General features: G+C 68.8%; 13 protein-coding genes. 6 read left to right on the forward strand and 7 right to left on the reverse strand.

Annotated features, from left to right (window positions below):
• Positions 1-80: 80 nt before the first annotated feature.
• The 5 genes from lon to ROY82_05625 all read right to left on the reverse strand — a co-directional run bounded on the left by lon (position 81) and on the right by ROY82_05625 (position 6680).
• A complete protein-coding gene (gene lon / locus ROY82_05605) occupies positions 81-2483 on the reverse strand; it encodes an endopeptidase La (protein MDT3681939.1) in 2403 nt (800 codons plus the stop codon).
• Between the two features lie 105 nt (positions 2484-2588).
• Positions 2589-3965 (reverse strand): MBL fold metallo-hydrolase, encoded by a 1377-nt coding sequence (locus ROY82_05610; GenBank protein ID MDT3681940.1) that lies wholly within the window; start codon positions 3963-3965, stop codon positions 2589-2591.
• Positions 3962-4882, reverse strand: a complete 921-nt coding sequence (locus tag ROY82_05615) for an MBL fold metallo-hydrolase (GenBank protein MDT3681941.1) — start codon at positions 4880-4882, stop codon at positions 3962-3964. Before ROY82_05615 ends, ROY82_05610 begins: the two co-directional genes overlap by 4 nt.
• Positions 4883-5009: 127 nt before the next feature.
• A complete protein-coding gene (locus tag ROY82_05620; protein ID MDT3681942.1) occupies positions 5010-6335 on the reverse strand; it encodes a transcription antitermination factor NusB in 1326 nt (441 codons plus the stop codon).
• A 42-nt stretch (positions 6336-6377) separates the two neighbouring features.
• The gene (locus ROY82_05625) at positions 6378-6680 is read right to left on the reverse strand and encodes a stage V sporulation protein S (protein MDT3681943.1); all 303 of its coding nucleotides are present in this window, start codon (positions 6678-6680) and stop codon (positions 6378-6380) included.
• A gap of 398 nt (positions 6681-7078) precedes the next feature.
• Here ROY82_05625 and ilvB point away from each other — a divergent pair, with 398 nt between their 5' ends.
• The 5 genes from ilvB (at position 7079) to cimA (ending at position 13625) form a co-directional block, all read left to right on the forward strand.
• Entirely contained in the window at positions 7079-8788 is a 1710-nt protein-coding gene (gene ilvB / locus ROY82_05630; protein MDT3681944.1) for a biosynthetic-type acetolactate synthase large subunit, read from the forward strand.
• Positions 8785-9282, forward strand: coding sequence for an acetolactate synthase small subunit (gene ilvN, locus ROY82_05635; GenBank protein MDT3681945.1), 498 nt, complete (start codon positions 8785-8787; stop codon positions 9280-9282). The genes ilvB and ilvN overlap by 4 nt, the downstream gene beginning before the upstream one ends.
• 111 nt (positions 9283-9393) lie before the next feature.
• A complete protein-coding gene (gene ilvC / locus ROY82_05640) occupies positions 9394-10392 on the forward strand; it encodes a ketol-acid reductoisomerase (protein ID MDT3681946.1) in 999 nt (332 codons plus the stop codon).
• Positions 10393-10428: 36 nt separating this feature from the next.
• Positions 10429-11985, forward strand: a complete 1557-nt coding sequence (locus ROY82_05645; protein MDT3681947.1) for a 2-isopropylmalate synthase — start codon at positions 10429-10431, stop codon at positions 11983-11985.
• The gene (gene cimA, locus ROY82_05650; GenBank protein MDT3681948.1) at positions 11982-13625 is read left to right on the forward strand and encodes a citramalate synthase; all 1644 of its coding nucleotides are present in this window, start codon (positions 11982-11984) and stop codon (positions 13623-13625) included. Before ROY82_05645 ends, cimA begins: the two co-directional genes overlap by 4 nt.
• 82 nt (positions 13626-13707) lie before the next feature.
• Here cimA and ROY82_05655 read toward each other — a convergent pair whose 3' ends face one another.
• Positions 13708-15558 (reverse strand): serine/threonine-protein kinase, encoded by a 1851-nt coding sequence (locus ROY82_05655; protein MDT3681949.1) that lies wholly within the window; start codon positions 15556-15558, stop codon positions 13708-13710.
• Between the two features lie 18 nt (positions 15559-15576).
• Positions 15577-15786, reverse strand: a complete 210-nt coding sequence (locus ROY82_05660) for a transcriptional regulator (GenBank protein MDT3681950.1) — start codon at positions 15784-15786, stop codon at positions 15577-15579.
• A gap of 273 nt (positions 15787-16059) precedes the next feature.
• Between ROY82_05660 and murA the strand changes: the two genes are divergently transcribed.
• Positions 16060-17352, forward strand: a complete 1293-nt coding sequence (gene murA, locus ROY82_05665; protein MDT3681951.1) for a UDP-N-acetylglucosamine 1-carboxyvinyltransferase — start codon at positions 16060-16062, stop codon at positions 17350-17352.
• Positions 17353-17358 lie beyond the last annotated feature (6 nt).

A 17358-nucleotide genomic window follows, 5' to 3' on the forward strand; every position in this document is an offset into this window, starting at 1 on the left:
TCGACCCGGCGGAGCGGCCCGGGGCGTGCTTGGCTCCGTCCAGGCTCTCCGCCTACTTGACGGCGTAGGCGACCTGGGCCTCAGCTTCCGGCAGTGGCCCCCGGCTGAGCACCCGGCGCGTCGTCGGGGGGCGGGACGAAGTCGGCAGCTTCGCTGCTCTCCTCGGCCAGCAGCATCAACTTGAGCACCTCGTGGAAGTCGCTGACGGCCACGACCTCGAGATCCGCGAGGATGACTTCCGGCACGTCCTCTAAGTTGGCCTCGTTGTCCTGAGGCAGGATGACGGTGCCGATGCCGGCCTGGTGCGCCGCCAGCAGCTTCTCCTTGACGCCGCCGATGGGTAGCACGCGGCCGCGCAGCGTGATCTCGCCCGTCATGGCCACGTCGCCGCGCAGGCGGCGGCCCGTGAGGGCCGACACGACGGCGCTGGCGATGGCGATGCCGGCCGACGGGCCGTCCTTGGGTGTGGCCCCTTCGAGAACGTGCACATGCAGGTCGCGCTTCTCGTGGAAGTCGGGGGCTATCCCGTAATCGCCGGCGTGCTTGCGCAAGTAGGCGATGCCGGCCTGCGCGCTCTCCTTCATCACGTCGCCGAGCTGGCCGGTGAGAGTGACGACGCCCTTACCTGGAACGGCCACTACCTCTATGTCGAGCGTCACTCCGCCTACCGACGTCCACGCGAGCCCGTGTGCCAGCCCTACCTGCGGCTCCTTCTCGGCCTTCTCGTCGCGGTAAGGAGGCACTCCGAGGAGGCCGCGAACGGCCTCGGCGTCGACGTTGCGCACGCCCTCCCACGGGGTCGTCAGGAACTCCTTGGCGGACTTGCGGGCCGTCTTGGCGATGAGCCGGTCGAGGTTGCGCACCCCCGCCTCGCGGGTGTACTCGGTGACTATCCGCCGCAGGGCGCTGTCGTCGATGGTGAGGTGATCGGCCAGCCCGTGGTCGCGCAACTGCCGCGGCACCCGGTAACGCTTGGCGATCTCCAGCTTCTCCACCAGCGTGTAACCGGGGAGGTGGATGACCTCCATGCGGTCGAGGAGCGGCCGCGGCACGGTGGAGAGCGAGTTGGCGGTGGTGATGAACATGACCTTCGACAGGTCGTAGGGGATCTCGAGGTAGTGATCGGCGAAGGTGTTGTTCTGCTCGGGGTCGAGGACCTCGAGCAGGGCAGACGACGGGTCGCCCCGGAAGTCGGCCGTCATCTTGTCGACCTCGTCCAGCAAGAAGACGGGGTTGATGGTGCCGGCGGTCTTCATGCCCTGGATGATGCGGCCAGGGAGGCTGCCGATGTAGGTGCGGCGGTGGCCGCGGATCTCGGCCTCGTCGCGCACCCCGCCCAGGCTCATGCGCACGAACTTCCGGTTGAGGCTGCGGGCGATGGACTTGCCGAGGCTGGTCTTGCCGACCCCCGGCGGACCAACCAGGCAGAGGATGGGCGCCTTGTAGTCGGCCGATTCCACGTCCTTGGTGAGCTGCCTGACGGCGAGGAACTCCAGGATGCGCTCCTTGGGCTCCTCGAGCGCGTAATGGTCCTCGTCGAGCACCGCCTGGCTGTTGAGGATGTCGAGGTGCTCCTCGTCCATCTCGCTCCAGGGCAGGTCGATGAGGGTGTCGAGGTACGTGCGGACGACGGTGGCCTCGGGCGAGCCGCCCGCCATCTTGTCCAGCCGGTCGATCTCCTTGAGGGCCCGCTCCTTGGCGTAATCGGGCATGTTCTTGGCCTCGATCTTGCCGCGGAGGTCGTCGGACTCGCTTTCCTCGCCGGAACCGAGCTCCTTCTGGATGGCCTTCATCTTCTCGCGCAGGTAGTACTCACGCTGGTTCGAGTCCATCTGCTGCTTGACGCGGGCGCTGATCTCCTTCTCCGTGTCGAAGCGTTCGAGGTCGCGCGTGAGGAAGCCGAAGACCAGCTCGAGGCGCTTGACCGCCACGGCCTCCTCGAGCGCCGCTTGCTTGTCGGCGACCTCCCACGTGGCGAACTTCGCCACGACGTCGGCCAACGAACCGGGCTCCTTCATGGCGCGGAGGTTCTCCAAGTGGAAGGAGTCGAGCCGCATGTTCTTGTTCTGCTGGGCGTACTCACCGAAGGCCACTTTGACCTGCTCGATGAGGCCCTGGACCGACTCGTCCTGGCGGTCCACGCCCACCTCGTTCACGGTGCTCACCCGCGCGCGCAGGGCGCCGCCCTGTACGTACTCCTCGATGCGGGCGCGGTCGCGGCCCTCCACCAGGACCTGCAGGGTGTCGTTGGGCAGGCGGATGACCTGCTTGACCACCGCGAGGGTCCCGACCTCGTACAGGTCGTCCTCGCCCGGGTCGTCGATGCGCGAATCGCGCTGGACGACGAGCAGGACGCGGTTGTCACCGGCCTGCGCCTCCTCCAGCGCCCGCTTGGACTTCGGTCGCCCGACGTCCACGTTCTCCAGTGTGCGCGGCAGCACCACCTGGGTGCGCAACGCTATGACAGGCAGTTCCCAATCCATACGGCTATTCAACCCCCTCACGAGGCATCGTCTCCGTAAGGTGGCTGACGACGCCTAGGCGACGTTCCGGGGCCGTTCTGGGGAGTAGGCGCCGGCGCACGCTGACTACAATTCGATGGGCACGTCACGCTCCGGTGTCATGGCGCGCTGAGAAGTCGCGTTCAACTGGGCAGCGAAGCCGTCCATCACCTCGGGCTCGCCGTGCACGATGAGCACCTTCTCGGCGCGCGTGGGCTCCAAGAACGCCATCAGGTCGTCGTGATCCGCGTGCGCCGAGAACCCCTTGATGTTCTCGACGCTTGCCTTCACGGCGATCTCCTCGCCGAAGATCCGGACCCGCTGGGCCCCGTCGAGGAGGATGCGGCCGAGCGTGCCCCGAGCCTGGTAGCCGACGATCACGAGGCTCGCCTCCTCGCGCCAGAGGTTGTGCTTGAGGTGATGCCTGATGCGTCCCCCGGTCATCATTCCCGAACCGGCGATGATGACCGCGCCGCCCTCGAACGAGTTGATCGCTTTCGACTCCTCGGCCGTCACGGTGTACTGCATGGTGGGCGGCTCGAACGGGTCGTCGTCCGATGCCAGCTGGCGGGCGATGGCGGGCCGGAAGTCGTTGGCGCACTCCTGGTAGAGGTGGGTCATCTTGGCGGCCATGGGTGAGTCGAGGAACACGGGAACGCTCGGCACGTCGCCGGCGGTCATGAAGCGATCGAGCAGGTAGAGGATCTGCTGCGCGCGCTCCGTGGCGAAGGTCGGGATCATGACCTTGCCGCCACGGCCGAGGGACCGCTTGAGCACGTCGAGGAAGTGCGCCTCGGTGACGGCGCGGCTGGGGTGTACCTGGTCGGCGTACGTCGACTCGATGACGAGCACGTCACACTCGCCCGGCGGCAGCGCCGGTGCCTGGATGGTGCTCTCCCGGTTGCCCAGGTCGCCCGAGAATACGAGGCGCGCCTCCGGCGTCGAGATCTCGATGTAGGCGCTGCCAAGGATGTGACCCGCGGGCCTGAAGGTGGCCGTCACCTTGGCGCCCAGCGGCACGGGCGCGCCCATGCCGATGCCCTTGAAGCGGGCGATCGCCGCCTCGGCGTCGGCCGACGTGTAGAGCGGCGCCTCCAGCTCGTGCTCCCGCCCCGCGCGCCGCGCCTTGCGCAGGCTGCGTTCGAAGTCCTCCTCCTGCAACTTGGCGGAGTCGCGCAGGATCACGGCGGCCACCTCGGCCGTCGCGCGGGTCGCGATGAAGGCGCCGGGGTAACCCCGCTTCACGAGCAGCGGCAGGCGCCCGACGTGATCGAGGTGCCCGTGGGTGACCAGCACCGCGTTCAGGGAGGCCGGATCGAACGGCAAGGGCTGCGAGTTCAGCGCGTCGAGCTCGGCGCCGCCCTGGAAGAGCCCGCAGTCCACCAGTAGGCCGTAGTCGCCGACCTCCAGGTGGTGACAGCTCCCGGTCACGGTGCGTGCGGCGCCGGCGCTGGTGAACCTCACGCCCTGCTCCACTCGAGCCGCGAGTCGACGACGGCGCAGTCGACGAGCCCCAGTTCTCGCAGCCGCCCCAGGTGGGCGGAAACCACGCAGTAGTTCAGGTGGTAGCGCGCGAGGTCGGTCATGACGATCCCGAGGGCGCGGGCCGAGCCGGCGACGACCTCCTCGGTGGAGGAGCCATGGCAACAGTCGAGTATCGCGCCGGCGGCGCGCAGCACGGCGCGGCGGTTGAGGTCGGCCACCCCCTCCAGGTCGGTCGTGGGGGCTCCGTGGCCGGGCAGCAGCAAGCGTGCCGGCTGGGCCGCCACGGTGTCGAAGGCCGCCAGTTGGCCCATCACGTCCTGGGCGAACGGTATCGGGTACTTCTCGAGTGTCTCGACCCCGAAGACAGCGTCGGCGGCCAGCAGGACGTCGTCCACCAAGACGGCCAGTTGGCGGTGGGCGTGGCCGCGGACGTCGACCAGGGTGAGCGTGACGCCACCCACGGTTTCCTCGCCGGCGCCGATCACACGGTGGACGGGGGAGGGGTCCGCCTGCAGCCACTTGCCGGTCAGCTCGGGCAGCGGTTTGGCGCCGTGGAAGAGGTAGACGGGCTCCAGGTAGGGTGTCCGGATGATCTCGGCCTCCACCTCGGGCGCCCACACCTGGGCCTGGGGGAACTGCCGCAGGAGGTAGGCGTTGCCGCCGTAATGATCGGCGTGGCTGTGGGTCGTGAGGATGACGCTCAGCTCGAGGTCCAGAGCCTCGAGCGCCTTGCGGATCTTGCGGCCGTACTCCTTGTCCTGGCCGCTGTCGACCAGCAGGGCCTTGCCCTCGCCGATCTCGACGATGGCGCAGTTCACGCCGCCGAGAACGGCGTGAACGCGGTCGGATAGTGGTTCCGACAACCGGCGTGCCTGCTCTTGCGCTACTTCGGGCATGAGTCAGACTACCGGGCATGGCGCGAGTTCGCCATGAGCGGTGCCGGGGTGCCCGCGGATTCTGCCGGTGCGCCAGGGCTACGGATGGTAGCTGGTTGCGCCGCCGCGCCAGGGCTACGGTTGGCTGCTAGGCGCGCCGCCGCAGCCTCGCCAGGTAGAAACCGTCGAGGCCCTCCAGTGGCAGGACGAACCTGCCGGCCCCGACGGCCAGCGTGGTCAGCGGTAGGGCGAAGTCCTCGGCCTGGAACTCCGGGTGGTGGTCCAGGAAGTCCGCGACCACGGCCGGGCCCTCCTCGGCGGTCAGTGCGCAGACGGCGTACTGCAGCATGCCGCCGGGCGCGGTGACTCCGGCGGCGCTCTCCAGCATGAGGCCCTGGCGCGCGGCGGCCGCGGTCACGTCGCCAGGCGTGAGGCGCAGCTTGATCTCGGGGTGACCGCGGAGCGTGCCGGTGCCGCTGCAGGGTGCGTCGAGCAGGACGAAGGGCGCCGGCTCGAGGTCGAGAGGGTGGGTCAGGTCGGCGATCACGTGCTCGGCCGCGAGGCCCAGCCGAGCCAGGTTCTTGCGCGCCGCAGCCACGTGCCGGGGGTTCAACTCCACGCTCGTCACCTCGGCCCCCAGCGCCGCCAACACGGCGCTCTTGACGCCGCCCCCGCTAGCGAGGTCGAGGACCCGGTCGCCCGTTCCAGCTCCGAGCAACAGCGCGGCGGCCAGTGAGGTGGGGTTCTGAGGCTGCACGAGTCCGAGCTCGAATGCCGACAGCCGGTCGACGCTCAACGGCGCCCTGACCCGAAGGCTCTTCGGCCAACCCGGGTGCACGCTTACTTGCAGGGGAAGCGCCGTCGCGCCTTCTCGGGTCAGTTGCGCCTCGGCATCCTCGCTGAAGGCGGTCAACCAGAGTGGCTCCGGCTCGAGCATGGCAGCAGACGCCGCCCCCGCTGCGGCGGCGCCCAGGCCCCGCACCAGGGACGCGCATAGCCATGACGGTAACGAGGCTTCAACGGCAGGGTCGCCGGCGGTCGCCGGGGGACGCACGCGCCGAAGCACGGCGTTCACCAGGCCAGAGAGCGCCTTCGCCTCGGCCTTGGTCAAGCTCACCCACGCGTTCACGGCCGCGTAGGCCGGCGTGCCGCGGTAAAGGATCTCGTACGCCCCCAAGCGAAGTATCTCGCGCACGGCAGGGGGGAGCCGCTCCGGCTTGGCCAGGAGCGGCGCCAGCGCGGCGTCCAGGAGGATGCGCCGCCGGGCCGCGCCGTACGCGAGGTCCGTGACCAGGGCGCGGTCCTCCCGCGCCAGGCCCGATCTTGCCAGCAGGTCGTTGAGGGTCGGCGCGAGGAACTCGCCATGCTCCATGCGGTTGAGCGCCTCGAGCGCCACCCGCCGCGCGGCCTCGCCGGGCCTCCCACGCGGTACGCCACGGTCGGTCGTCGAGTTAAGCGCGCCGCCCTTCGCCATCAGATCAATGTACGCCACCGGCACTCGGCGGAAGGGCCCAGGTCAGGTGGGGTCTTCGTTCCTCGAGCGCTCCTCGCCAGCCAGCATGAACGACTCGATCAGGAACCTGACGGCCGTGCGCTCCTCGTCGTGGAGCTCCAGCTTCACGAACGAGGGGACCGTATGCAGCCCGAGCCCCTCGGACTCGATGTACGACCGCGCGATGGCGATGGCCTTGACGGCCTGGTTGACGGCGTGCGGCCCGATGGCCTGCACCTCCACCTCGCTGGCACTCCGCAATAGCGCCGCGATGGCGCCCGCCACCGAGTTCGGCCGGGATGAACCTGATACGCGTAGGATTTCGATGTCCGACCTCCAAGACGCAAATCTGGTTAGATTCTGTACCGCCAGCGGGCGACCGGCGTACTCGGTCGTCACGTCCGGGCGCCGAGAACGGCCGCGGCGCGGCGTTCCGGCCGGCGCCTCGGTTGGAACGCCGGTCCCGCGTGAGCTGCCGGCTGTGCCGCACGAGGAGCACATTCGCCTTGACACGGCCCGAAGGGCGCCCTTATAGTGCGCGCCAATGACGGATTCACGGTTCGGGGCGACGATCAGCTGGGGCCTAATTCTCAGCTCGAGGGGTCGTGCCGGCTAGCCGTCGTTCAAGCCTGCCCATGAGCCCCGCCGGATGCGAATCGGCGGGGCTTTTCAGTTGGCCGCGGTGCTTGACCAGTTACTAGCGCAAGAGCAGGTGGAGGTAGTCGATGACGGGTTCGGAAGTCGTGATGAAGATGCTCGAACGGCACGGCGTGGAGGTGATATTCGGGCACCCGGGCGGCGCGATCATGCCGATCTACGACGCGCTGTACGACTCGAAGATCAAGCACGTGCTGGTGCGCCACGAGCAGGGCGGCGCCCACATGGCCGACGCTTACTACCGCGCCAGCGGCAAGGTGGGGGTCTGTTTCGCGACCTCCGGGCCGGGGGCCACGAACCTGGTGACCGGCCTGGCCACGGCGATGATGGACTCCTCGGCCGTCGTCGCCATCACCGGCAACGTGCCCAGCGGGCTGATCGGCACCGATGCCTTCCAGGAGGCCGATGTCTACGGCATCACCGGGCCGGTCACCAAGCACAACTACCTCGTGAAGGACGTGGCCGACCTGCCGCGAGTCCTTGCCGAGGCCTTCCACATAGCCGGCACCGGCCGCCCCGGGCCCGTGCTGATCGACGTGCCAAAGAACGTCCAGCTCGCCAAGTTCGAGGGGTCGCTCGACGTCGAGATCGACCTGCCCGGCTACCGCCCGACGGTCGTGGGGCACGCGAAGCAGATCCGTAAGGCCGCCGAGGCCGTCATCGCCGCCAAGCGCCCCGTTCTCATCGTCGGGGGCGGCGGGCAGGTGGCGCCGCGCGAGGTGGCGGACCTGGTCGAGCGGACGGGCATCCCCGTCATAACGACGCTCATGGGCATCGGGTCCTACCCGCCCGCCGCGACCGAGACGCTGGGCATGCCCGGCATGCACGGGACCGTAACGGCGAACAAGGCCATCAGCAACTGCGACCTGATCCTGGCGGCCGGGATCCGCTTCGACGACCGCGTTACCGGCAAGATCAGCCGCTTCGCGCCCAACGCGACGGTGGTGCACATCGACATCGACCCGGCCGAGATCGGCAAGCTCGTGAGGGCCCACGTGCCGGTCGTGGGCGACCTGCGCGACGTGTTGCCCCGCCTGACGCAGGAGCTCGGCTACCTCGACATCGGTCCCTGGCGCGAGACGCTGCAGGGTTGGAAGGCCACCTACCCCGAGAAGTACCAGCTCGACAAGCCACTGGTGTCTCAGGAGGTCCTCGCCATGCTGCGCGAGGCGACGGGCGGCAACTGCATCGTCGCCACCGAGGTCGGTCAGCACCAGATGTTCGCGGCGAGGCTCCTACCCACGACCAAGGCGCGCTCCTTCATCACTTCGGGCGGCCTGGGCACCATGGGCTTCGGCCTGCCGTCGGCCATCGGCGCCGCCATCGCGCGGCCGGGTGAGACGGTGGTGCTGGTCGCCGGTGACGGCAGCATCCAGATGAACATCCAGGAGCTCGCCACGCTATACAAGCAGAACCTGCCCATCGTCATCGCCATCCTCAACAACGGGATGCTCGGCATGGTGCGGCAGTGGCAGGAGCTCTTCCACGCCCAGCGTTACAGCGAGGTGTACCTCGCCGATTCCAACCCCGACTTCGCGAAGCTGGCGGGCGCCTACGGCATCGAGGGCCACAACATCTTCGACCGCGACGCCGCCAGGCCGGCCATCGAGGCCGCGATAGCCGCGAAGAAGCCGGTACTGCTCAACTTCTTCGTGTACGAGGCCGAGAAGGTGTTCCCGATGGTGCCGTCCGGCGCCGGGGTCGACGAGATGATCCTGGGCGACCAGGAACCGGCCGACGAGCCGACCGAGCCCGAGGTCGCGGCGGTGACCAAGTGAGCGCAAGGCACGTGCTCAGCGTGGTCGTGCGCGACCAGCCGGGCGTCCTCGTGCGCATCGCCAGCCTCTTCGCCAGGCGCGGTTTCAACATCGAGTCGCTGTCCGTGGCCCAGACCGAGCGTCCGGGAATCAGCCGCACGACCTTCGTCGTCAGCGGTTCCGACGACACCATGGAGCAAGTCGAGAAGCAGCTGCAGAAGCTCATCGACGTGCTGACGGTCGTCGATCACACCCGCAGCCGCTCCGTGGACCGCGAGCTGATGCTCCTCAAGGTCTCGGTCAAGAACCCCGACGAGCGCGTGGAGATCAGGCAGATCGCTCAGGACTTCCGCGCCCACATCGTCGACGTTGCACGCTCGGCGCTCGTGTTCGAGGTGACCGGCGACGAGGCCAAGATGGACGCCTTCATAGAGCAGATGCGGCCCTTCGGGATCGTCGAACTGATCCGCACTGGACGAGTGGCCCTGGAGCGCACGACGGCGGCGCCCGCCTAGCGTGCGCGGGCGAACGACCCTTCCCCTCCCCGGAGCCCATCCCGACAAGCAGCCAGAACGCACTCATCGCGCGGCTCCCGCGGCCGCACTCGACTAGGAGAACAACCGAACATGGCCAACATCTACTACGACGCAGACGCCAACCTCCAACACCTGGCCGGCAAGACCGTGGCGGTCATCGGTTACGGCTCGCAGGGCCACGCTCACGCGCTCAACGCCAAGGAATCGGGCTGCGACGTCGTAGTGGGCCTGCGCCGCGGATCCGCTTCCTGGGCGGACGCCGAGGCCGCCGGCCTGACGGTCATGGAGGTGGACGAGGCCGCCAAGGCGGGCGACTTGGTGATGATCCTGCTGCCCGACGAGGTGCAGAGGAGCGTGTACGAGGCCCAGATCCAGCCGCACCTGGAGGCCGGCAACGCGCTGCTGTTCGCGCACGGCTTCAACGTGCACTTCGGGCAGATCGCCGCACCCCAAGGCGTGGACGTCTTCATGGTGGCCCCGAAGGGCCCCGGACACCTGGTGCGCCGCGTCTACACCGAGGGCGCCGGCGTGCCGTGCCTCCTCGCCATCCACCAAGACGCGACCGGCAACGCCAAGAACCTAGGGCTCGCGTACGCCAAGGCCATCGGCGGCACGAGGGCGGGCGTGCTCGAAACGAGCTTCCGTGAGGAGACCGAGACCGACCTGTTCGGGGAGCAGGCGGTCCTCTGCGGTGGAGTGTCGCACCTCATGCAGGCGGGTTTCGAGACCCTCGTCGAGGCGGGTTACGACCCCGAGATCGCCTACTTCGAGTGCGTGCACGAGATGAAGCTGATCGTCGACCTCATCTACGAGGGCGGCATGGAACGCATGCGTTACTCCGTCAGCAACACGGCGGAGTTCGGTGACTACCGCTCGGGGCCGCGCATCGTGACGGAGGAGACCAAGGCCGAGATGCGCAGGATACTGGCCGACATCCGCAGTGGCGCTTTCGCCAACGACTTCCTCACCGAGAACGTGACCGGCCAGGCGCGCCTGAAGGCGGGGCGCAAGAACACCGAGATGCACCTCTTGGCGCGCACCGGCGCGCGCCTTCGCAAGATGATGCCGTTCATCGGTACCAAGCGCTGAGTTCGCTCCCACCAGGGAGCGGGGAAGGTCAGAGGCATGGCGTACATCAAGTTCTTCGACACGACGCTGCGCGACGGGGAGCAGAGCCCAGGCGTCGCGCTGAACACGCAACAGAAGCTCGAGATCGCCCAGGCGCTCGCCAAGTTGGGTGTCGACATCATCGAGGCAGGTTTCCCGATCACGTCCTCGGGCGACTTCGACTGCGTTCACAAGATCTCCAAGGAGGTGCGGGGGCCCGTCATAGCGGCGCTCGCCCGCACGCACAAGCCCGACATCGAACGCGCGGCGCAGGCCATAGCGCCGGCCGCTCGCGGCCGGATCCACATCTTCACCAGCGCCTCGGACGTGCATCTCGAGTACATGTTGCGCAAGTCACGCGAGGAAGTGCTGGCCATCTCCGACGAGATGGTGCGGTACGCCAAGCAGTTCACCGATGACGTCGAGTTCTCGGCCCAGGACTGCATGCGCGCCGACCCGGCATTCGTGTACCAGCTCGTGCGCGCGGCCATCGAGGCAGGCGCCACTACTGTCAACATCCCCGACACGACCGGTTACGGCACCCCCCAGGACTACGGGGCGCTGATCAGGGACATCTTCGAGAACGTTCCCGAGGCGCACGGCGTGAGCATCTCGACGCACTGCCACGACGACCTCGGCATGGCCACGGCCAACACCCTGGCCGCCGTGGAGAACGGCGCCACGCAGGTCGAGGTGACCATCAACGGCATCGGCGAGCGCGCCGGCAACACGTCGCTCGAGGAGGTCGCCATGGCCCTCTACACGCGGCGCGATCACTTCGGCCACGAGACCGGCATCAACACCCGCGAGCTCTACCGCGTCTCGCGCCTCGTTTCCCGCTACACGGGGATGATGGTCCAGGCCAACAAGGCGGTGGTGGGCGAGAACGCGTTCGCGCACGAGGCTGGCATCCACCAAGACGGCGTCATCAAGAACAAGAGCACCTACGAGATCATGAACGCCGATCTCGTGGGCCGCGAGGCGGGCGTGCTCGTGATGGGAAAGCACTCCGGGCGCAACGCTTTCCGGCAACGGCTGGGCGAGCTGGGCTACGAGGACCTGAGCCAGGAGCAGCTCAACGACCTCTTCAAGCAGTTCAAGGAGCTCGCCGACCTCAAGCAGAGCGTGACCACGGACGACCTCCGGGCCCTCGTGGAGAACGAGATCGTCAAGGTGGCGGAGACCTACCGCCTCGAGCACGTCCAGTTCCAGTCGGGCACCGGCGGCATGACGCCCCAGGCCCTCGTACGCCTGCGCACGCCCGACGAGCTCCTCGAAGCCACCGCCACCGGCTCCGGCCCGGTCGACGCGGCCTTCAAGGCGCTCTCCAGCCTCGCTCCCATCCCGTTCGTGCTCGAGAGCTACGACCTCAAGGCGATCGGCAGCGGCACGGACGCCCTGGGTGAGGTGACCATCCGGGTGACGGCGGGTGGTCAGACGCTCTTCGGGCGGGCCATCTCCACCGACGTGGTGCACTCTTCCGTGCTCGCCTACGTGGACGTCATGAACAAGCTCGCCGCGGGCGTGGGCAAGGCCAAGTCGGACGGGCCGGTCTTGACCATGACGCTACCGTGACCCACCCCCGGGCCGCCGTCGAGGTTTACGACACGACCCTGCGCGACGGCACGCAAGGGCAGGACGTGCACTTCACCAGCGACGACAAGGTGGCGATAGCGAAACGCTTGGACGCCTTCGGCATCGACTTCATCGAGGGCGGCTGGCCGGGCTCGAACCCGAAGGACGCGCGCTTCTTCGAGATCATGCGGGACGTGGAGCTAAGCCGCGCGAAGCTGACGGCGTTCGGTAGTACGCGGCACAAGGACGCTGCGGCCGAGGACGACGCCAACCTCGGGGCGCTCCTGGGCGCCGGCACCGAGATCGTGGCCATCTTCGGCAAGTCGTGGACGTTTCACGTCGAGCACGCCCTTGGCGCGTCGCTCGAAGCGAACCTGGAGATGATCCGCTCGTCGGTCGAGTACCTCAGGGCGCAGGGCCGCGAGGTCTTCTACCTGGCTGAGCACTTCTTCGACGGCCACGCGGCCGATGGGGAGTACGCGCTGGCGACGCTGCGCGCCGCGCTGGCCGGGGGCGCCGCGCGCCTGGTGCTGTGCGACACGAACGGCGGCACGCTGCCCAGTCGTGTGGCGGAGCTGACGCGCGCCGTCGTCGGCATGAGCCCGGTGCCGGTGGGCATCCACGCGCATAACGACAGCGAGTTGGCGGTGGCCAACACGTTGGCCGCGGTGGACGCGGGGGCCGGCCACGTGCAGGGGACCATCAACGGCTACGGGGAAAGGTGCGGCAACGCCAACCTCGTCAGCATCATCGCGAACCTGGCCCTGAAGCTGGGCCGCGACCAGCCGCAGCGGTTGGTCGAGATCAGGGCGCTCTCGCGTTACGTGGACGAGCGGGCCAACCTGGCGCCCAACGTCCGTGCCCCGTACGTGGGCGACGGTGCCTTCGCGCACAAGGGCGGGGTTCACGTGTCGGCCGTGAACAAGGCGCCCGAGACCTACGAGCACGTCCCGCCCGAAAGCGTGGGCAACCGCCGCCACGTGCTGGTGTCCGACCTCTCCGGCCGCGCCAACGTCGTGGCCAAGCTGGCGGAGTGGGCAAGCGCAGCGGACGCGCTTCCAGGCGGGGGCGGTCACGCGGTGCACGCCGCCGGCGCGGACACGCGCACGGTGGTAGCTCACATCAAGGAGCTGGAGGCGCGCGGTTACGCCTTCGAGGGCGCCGAGGCGAGCTTTCAGCTCCTCACCCGCAGGGTCCAGGGCGGCTTCGAACCGTACTTCCACCTCGACGGTTTCACCGTGATGATCGACAAGAACGACGGCAGCCCGCGGTGCGAGGCCACCGTGAGGTTGCGCGTGGGGGGCCACGAGGAGCATAGCGCCGCCTCGGGAGACGGCCCCGTCAACGCGCTCGACCGCTGCCTCTTGAAGGCCCTGGGCTCGTTCTACCCCGCGCTGCGCACGCTGGCCTTGCGCGATTACAAGGTGCGTGTGCTGTCTGGCGCCGAGACCGGCACGGCGAGCCTGGTGCGCGTGCAAGTGGAGATGGGCGACGGCACCACCACGTGGAGCACCGTGGGCGCCAGCACGAACATAATCGAGGCGTCCTACGAGGCGTTGATCGACGCCTACGAGTACAAGCTCGTCAGCGACGGGGTGGAGCCACGCTTACCCGAGAAGGAGCTGCCGGCCAGCGCCTGACCGGCCACCACTTGCTCGGCCAGCGCTTGCTTGGCCAGCGCCTGGCCGGCCCGCGCTTGCCGCCCGCTGCTCGGTGGCCGCCTCAGCCGTAAGCGGCCACGGTGCCGTTGAGGGCGGCCACGATCACGCGGTCGCCGAGGGGCAGGGGAGACGCCTGGATGGCGGCGTTGGCGACCTTGTCGAGGAGCAGGACGCGCCCGCTGCGGGCGTCCAGGACTATGAGGTCGCCGCCCTCGGTGGCAACGTAGAGGGTGCCGGCGGCTATCGCCGGCGACGCCGTCACGGGCGCCGGCAGCGGGCGGGTCCAAACGTCGTCGCCGCTGCGCAGCGACAGGCAGTGAAGCCGCTGGCCCCAGGACACGACGTAGACGTACTGCTGCCAGATCACCGGGGTGGACCACTGCTCGCCCTCGAGGTCGTAACTCCACACGACCTCACGCTTGGCGAGGTCGAAGGCGTGCACCTCGCCCGCTCTCACGGGGATCAGGAGCAGGCCACCGGCCGCTGAGGGCGGGGTGGTTATGGCACCGACGTCGACCTTGAAGGCCGAGGTGCCTGAGGGCGTGCGCACCGCGTGCAGCCAGCCGTCACGAGTGGGTATGAGCGAGAGGCCGGCGTGTAGGGTCGGCGCCGTGGACGGCCTCGCCCCCAGGTCCAGGCGCCAGCGTTCCTGGCCCTCGCTGGTCCACTGCGCCACGCCGTCGCCCAGGGCCACGATGAGCTCGTGGCCGTACGGCGCGGCGCCCACCACCTCGTCGTCGAGGCGCTCCCAGGCGAGGTCGCCCCGGGGCCAGTTGAGGGCCCGCATGGCCCCGTCGCGGCTCGCGAGGTAGAGAACGTCGCTCACCACGAGGGGCGCCTGGCTGGCCTCGTCCTGGAGCGCGAACGTGGCCTGCAGCCCGCCGTCTGCCGGCCGCACCACCGCCAGGGCGTCGGAACGCTGGCCGACGAGCAGGAAGCCGCCGGCGGAGGACAGGCCCGAGGGGAACTGCGGGCCCTCGTCGAGCTCGAGCGTCCAGCGGCGCTTGAGCGTAGTGGGGTTGGCGGGGCCAACTGGGTAGGCGCCGGTACGCCCCGGGCCCGCGTGAGCCTGCTGCGGCGCGCGCTGCAGCGCGGCGCTGCGGATGGCGCGTAGGGCGTCGGCCACCGCCCAGCCCGAGGTGGGCCGCTTGCCCGGGTCCTTCTCGAGCAGCGCCAGGATGAGGCGCGCCAGCGACGTCGGGACCTGTGGGTTGAGTTCCTGGGGGTGAGTTGGCGTGCCGTAGACGTGCTGGTACAAGACGGCCTGGTCGTTGTCGGCGTCGAAGGCCGCCACGCCAGTGACCGTGCGGTACAAGACGGCGCCGAAGGCGTAGAGGTCGGTGGCCGCGCCGGTAGGCTCGCCGGTCGCCTGTTCCGGCGCCATGTACTGCGGGGTGCCCAAGGTGAAGCCCGTCCTGGTGAGGGCGCGCGAGCTCTCGGTGAGCTGCACGAGGCCGAAGTCCATCACCTTGGGCGTTCCCTGGGGCGTGACCAGGATGTTCCTCGGTGTCAGGTCGCGGTGGACCATGCCCAGCCGGTGCACGTAGCCGAGGGCCTCCGCCACGGTGATGGCTGCGCCGAGGATCCGGTCGGCCCCTTCGGGATCACCCTCGAACGGCCCCAGTTCCGTGATGGGGCCGCCCTCGATCAGTTCCATCGCGAAGTAGACGTGTTCCCCGAGCCCGAGGTCGTAGATCGTGACTATGCCTGGGTGGTTGAGCCGGGCGAGGGCGCGGATCTCGCGCCTGAAGCGCTCGCTGTCGGCCTCGGTGAGGTGTGGCCGCAGCGCCTTGAGGGCGACGATGCGCTCCAAGTGGGTGTCACGCGCGCGGAAGACGTGGGCCATGCCGCCCACCCCGAGCGGCCCCAGGACCTCGTACCGGCCGTCGACCTTGTCGCCCGCCTCGAACATCTCCCTGGCGACCCGGCCTTAGGCCTCGTCCAGCGCCTTGAGGATCTCCGGATCGAGGGCGCCCTGCTCCACCGCCCGGTTGAGCATCTCGATGCCCAGCCGCACTACTTCCGACTTGGAGACGAGCCGCTCCGGGTTCGAGAGCTGGTAGGCGGTCTTGGTCAGGAGCGAATCCTGCTCCTCGGTGATGACGACCTGCAACCGCTTGCTCTTCTCACGCTTGGCCAAGGCCTTCCCTCCGTTTGCGGCGCGTCACGACCGTGACCACATGGCGTTCGGGGTCGAACGAGTGCGATGCGCCACTTACTCAGTGCTCCGACTATAGCAGGATGAGCATGTCCTTGACGCGTGTGATGTGACGGCTTACACTCCGCATGAGGGTGTTGTGTAAGTTGCACATCATAAGACCGTAAGACCGCTGGTCCGCGGCAAGCCCTCCGCCCCTCTCGGGGTGCCTTGCGAAGTCTCGTGTCGGCGCCATGCGCGCCTGGGGAGAAGCCGATGGAGAACCACGACGTCCTGCTGGTACGCGGAGGAATCCCACTCTCGGGAAGCCTGGGCGCCTACCGCGCCAAGAACTCCGCCCTGTACCTCATGCTCGCCTCCCTGCTGACGGACGAGCCCGTGGTTCTCCACGACGTTCCGATGCTCTCCGACGTGCTCGTGAGCGAGGAGATCCTCAGGCATGTGGGCGTAGAGACCCGCTGGGACGGGCACGACCTCCACCTTCACGCGGCCAACCTGCGCAACCATCACGCCCCATACTCCCTGGTCAACAAGATGCGAGCCTCCTTCGTCATCATGGGCGCCCTCCTTGCACGAGCGGGCGAGGCGCGCGTGAGCATGCCTGGTGGCTGCGCCTTCGGGCCCAGACCCGTGGACCGCCACCTCGAGGCGTTCCAGGCGCTGGGCGCAGTGATCGTCGAAGAGGACGGCGACTTCTACGCCAAGCGCACCGGCAAACTGGCCGGCACGGTGCGGTTCGAGGCGCCCACGGTTGGGGGCACGCAGAACGTGCTCCTCGCTGCTGCGCTGGGGGCGGGCGAGGTCGTCATCGAGAACGCCGCCCGCGAGCCCGAAGTGCCCGACCTTGCCGCCATGCTGGTTGCCATGGGCGCCGACGTGCGGGGCGCCGGCACGTCTACCATCGTCGTGCACGGTGCCGAGAAGCTTCACGGGGTACATCACCGGCCCATCGCAGACCGCATCGAGGTCGGCACGTTCCTGCTCGCCGCCGCGGCCACGAGGGGCGCCATCACCGTCGACGACCTGGAGCCCGACCACCTTGGCGCCGTCCTGGACGCCCTGGAACGCACCGGCGTGGTCGTCACCCGCGGCGCGACCAGTGTGAGCGTCGACGCGTCGGGTCCGCTGCGCCCGGTCGACATCGAGGCGCGCGAGTACCCGGGCATCCCGACCGACCTGCAGGCCCCTTTCTCCGCCTACCTCGCCACGCTGCCCGGACTGAGCCACGTTCGCGATCACGTTTACCCGGACCGGTTCACTCACGTGGAGGAGATGGCCCGCGCGGGAGCGCGGATGCAGTTGGAGGAACAGCGACTCGAGATCCGCGGTGGTCCGCTCCGAGGGGCCGCCATGTACGCGGCGGACATCCGCGCCGGCGGCGCGCTGGTCGTGGCGGCACTAGCGGCGGAGGGGCTCAGCGAGGTGGGTGGCATGCGCTTCGTGGACCGGGGGTACGAGGGCCTAGCCGAGCGCTTACGCAGCCTTGGGGGGCGAGTGGAGCGCACGGTGACCCCAGAAGTGACGGCCACCGGCACTTACGGCGGTTGAGAATCC

The organism is Truepera sp. (assembly GCA_032027045.1).
In the GTDB taxonomy this organism is placed as follows: domain Bacteria; phylum Deinococcota; class Deinococci; order Deinococcales; family Trueperaceae; genus JAAYYF01.

Coding starts and splice junctions, on each gene's coding strand:
- ROY82_05655 (MDT3681949.1), bottom strand. CDS start 15,558: ATGTTCGAGGCGGGCGACAAGGTCGACGGCCGGTACGAGGTCCTGGGG.
- ROY82_05645 (MDT3681947.1), top strand. CDS start 10,429: ATGGCGTACATCAAGTTCTTCGACACGACGCTGCGCGACGGGGAGCAG.
- ilvC (MDT3681946.1), top strand. CDS start 9,394: ATGGCCAACATCTACTACGACGCAGACGCCAACCTCCAACACCTGGCC.
- ilvB (MDT3681944.1), top strand. CDS start 7,079: ATGACGGGTTCGGAAGTCGTGATGAAGATGCTCGAACGGCACGGCGTG.
- ROY82_05620 (MDT3681942.1), bottom strand. CDS start 6,335: ATGGCGAAGGGCGGCGCGCTTAACTCGACGACCGACCGTGGCGTACCG.
- murA (MDT3681951.1), top strand. CDS start 16,060: ATGGAGAACCACGACGTCCTGCTGGTACGCGGAGGAATCCCACTCTCG.
- ROY82_05615 (MDT3681941.1), bottom strand. CDS start 4,882: ATGCCCGAAGTAGCGCAAGAGCAGGCACGCCGGTTGTCGGAACCACTA.
- lon (MDT3681939.1), bottom strand. CDS start 2,483: ATGGATTGGGAACTGCCTGTCATAGCGTTGCGCACCCAGGTGGTGCTG.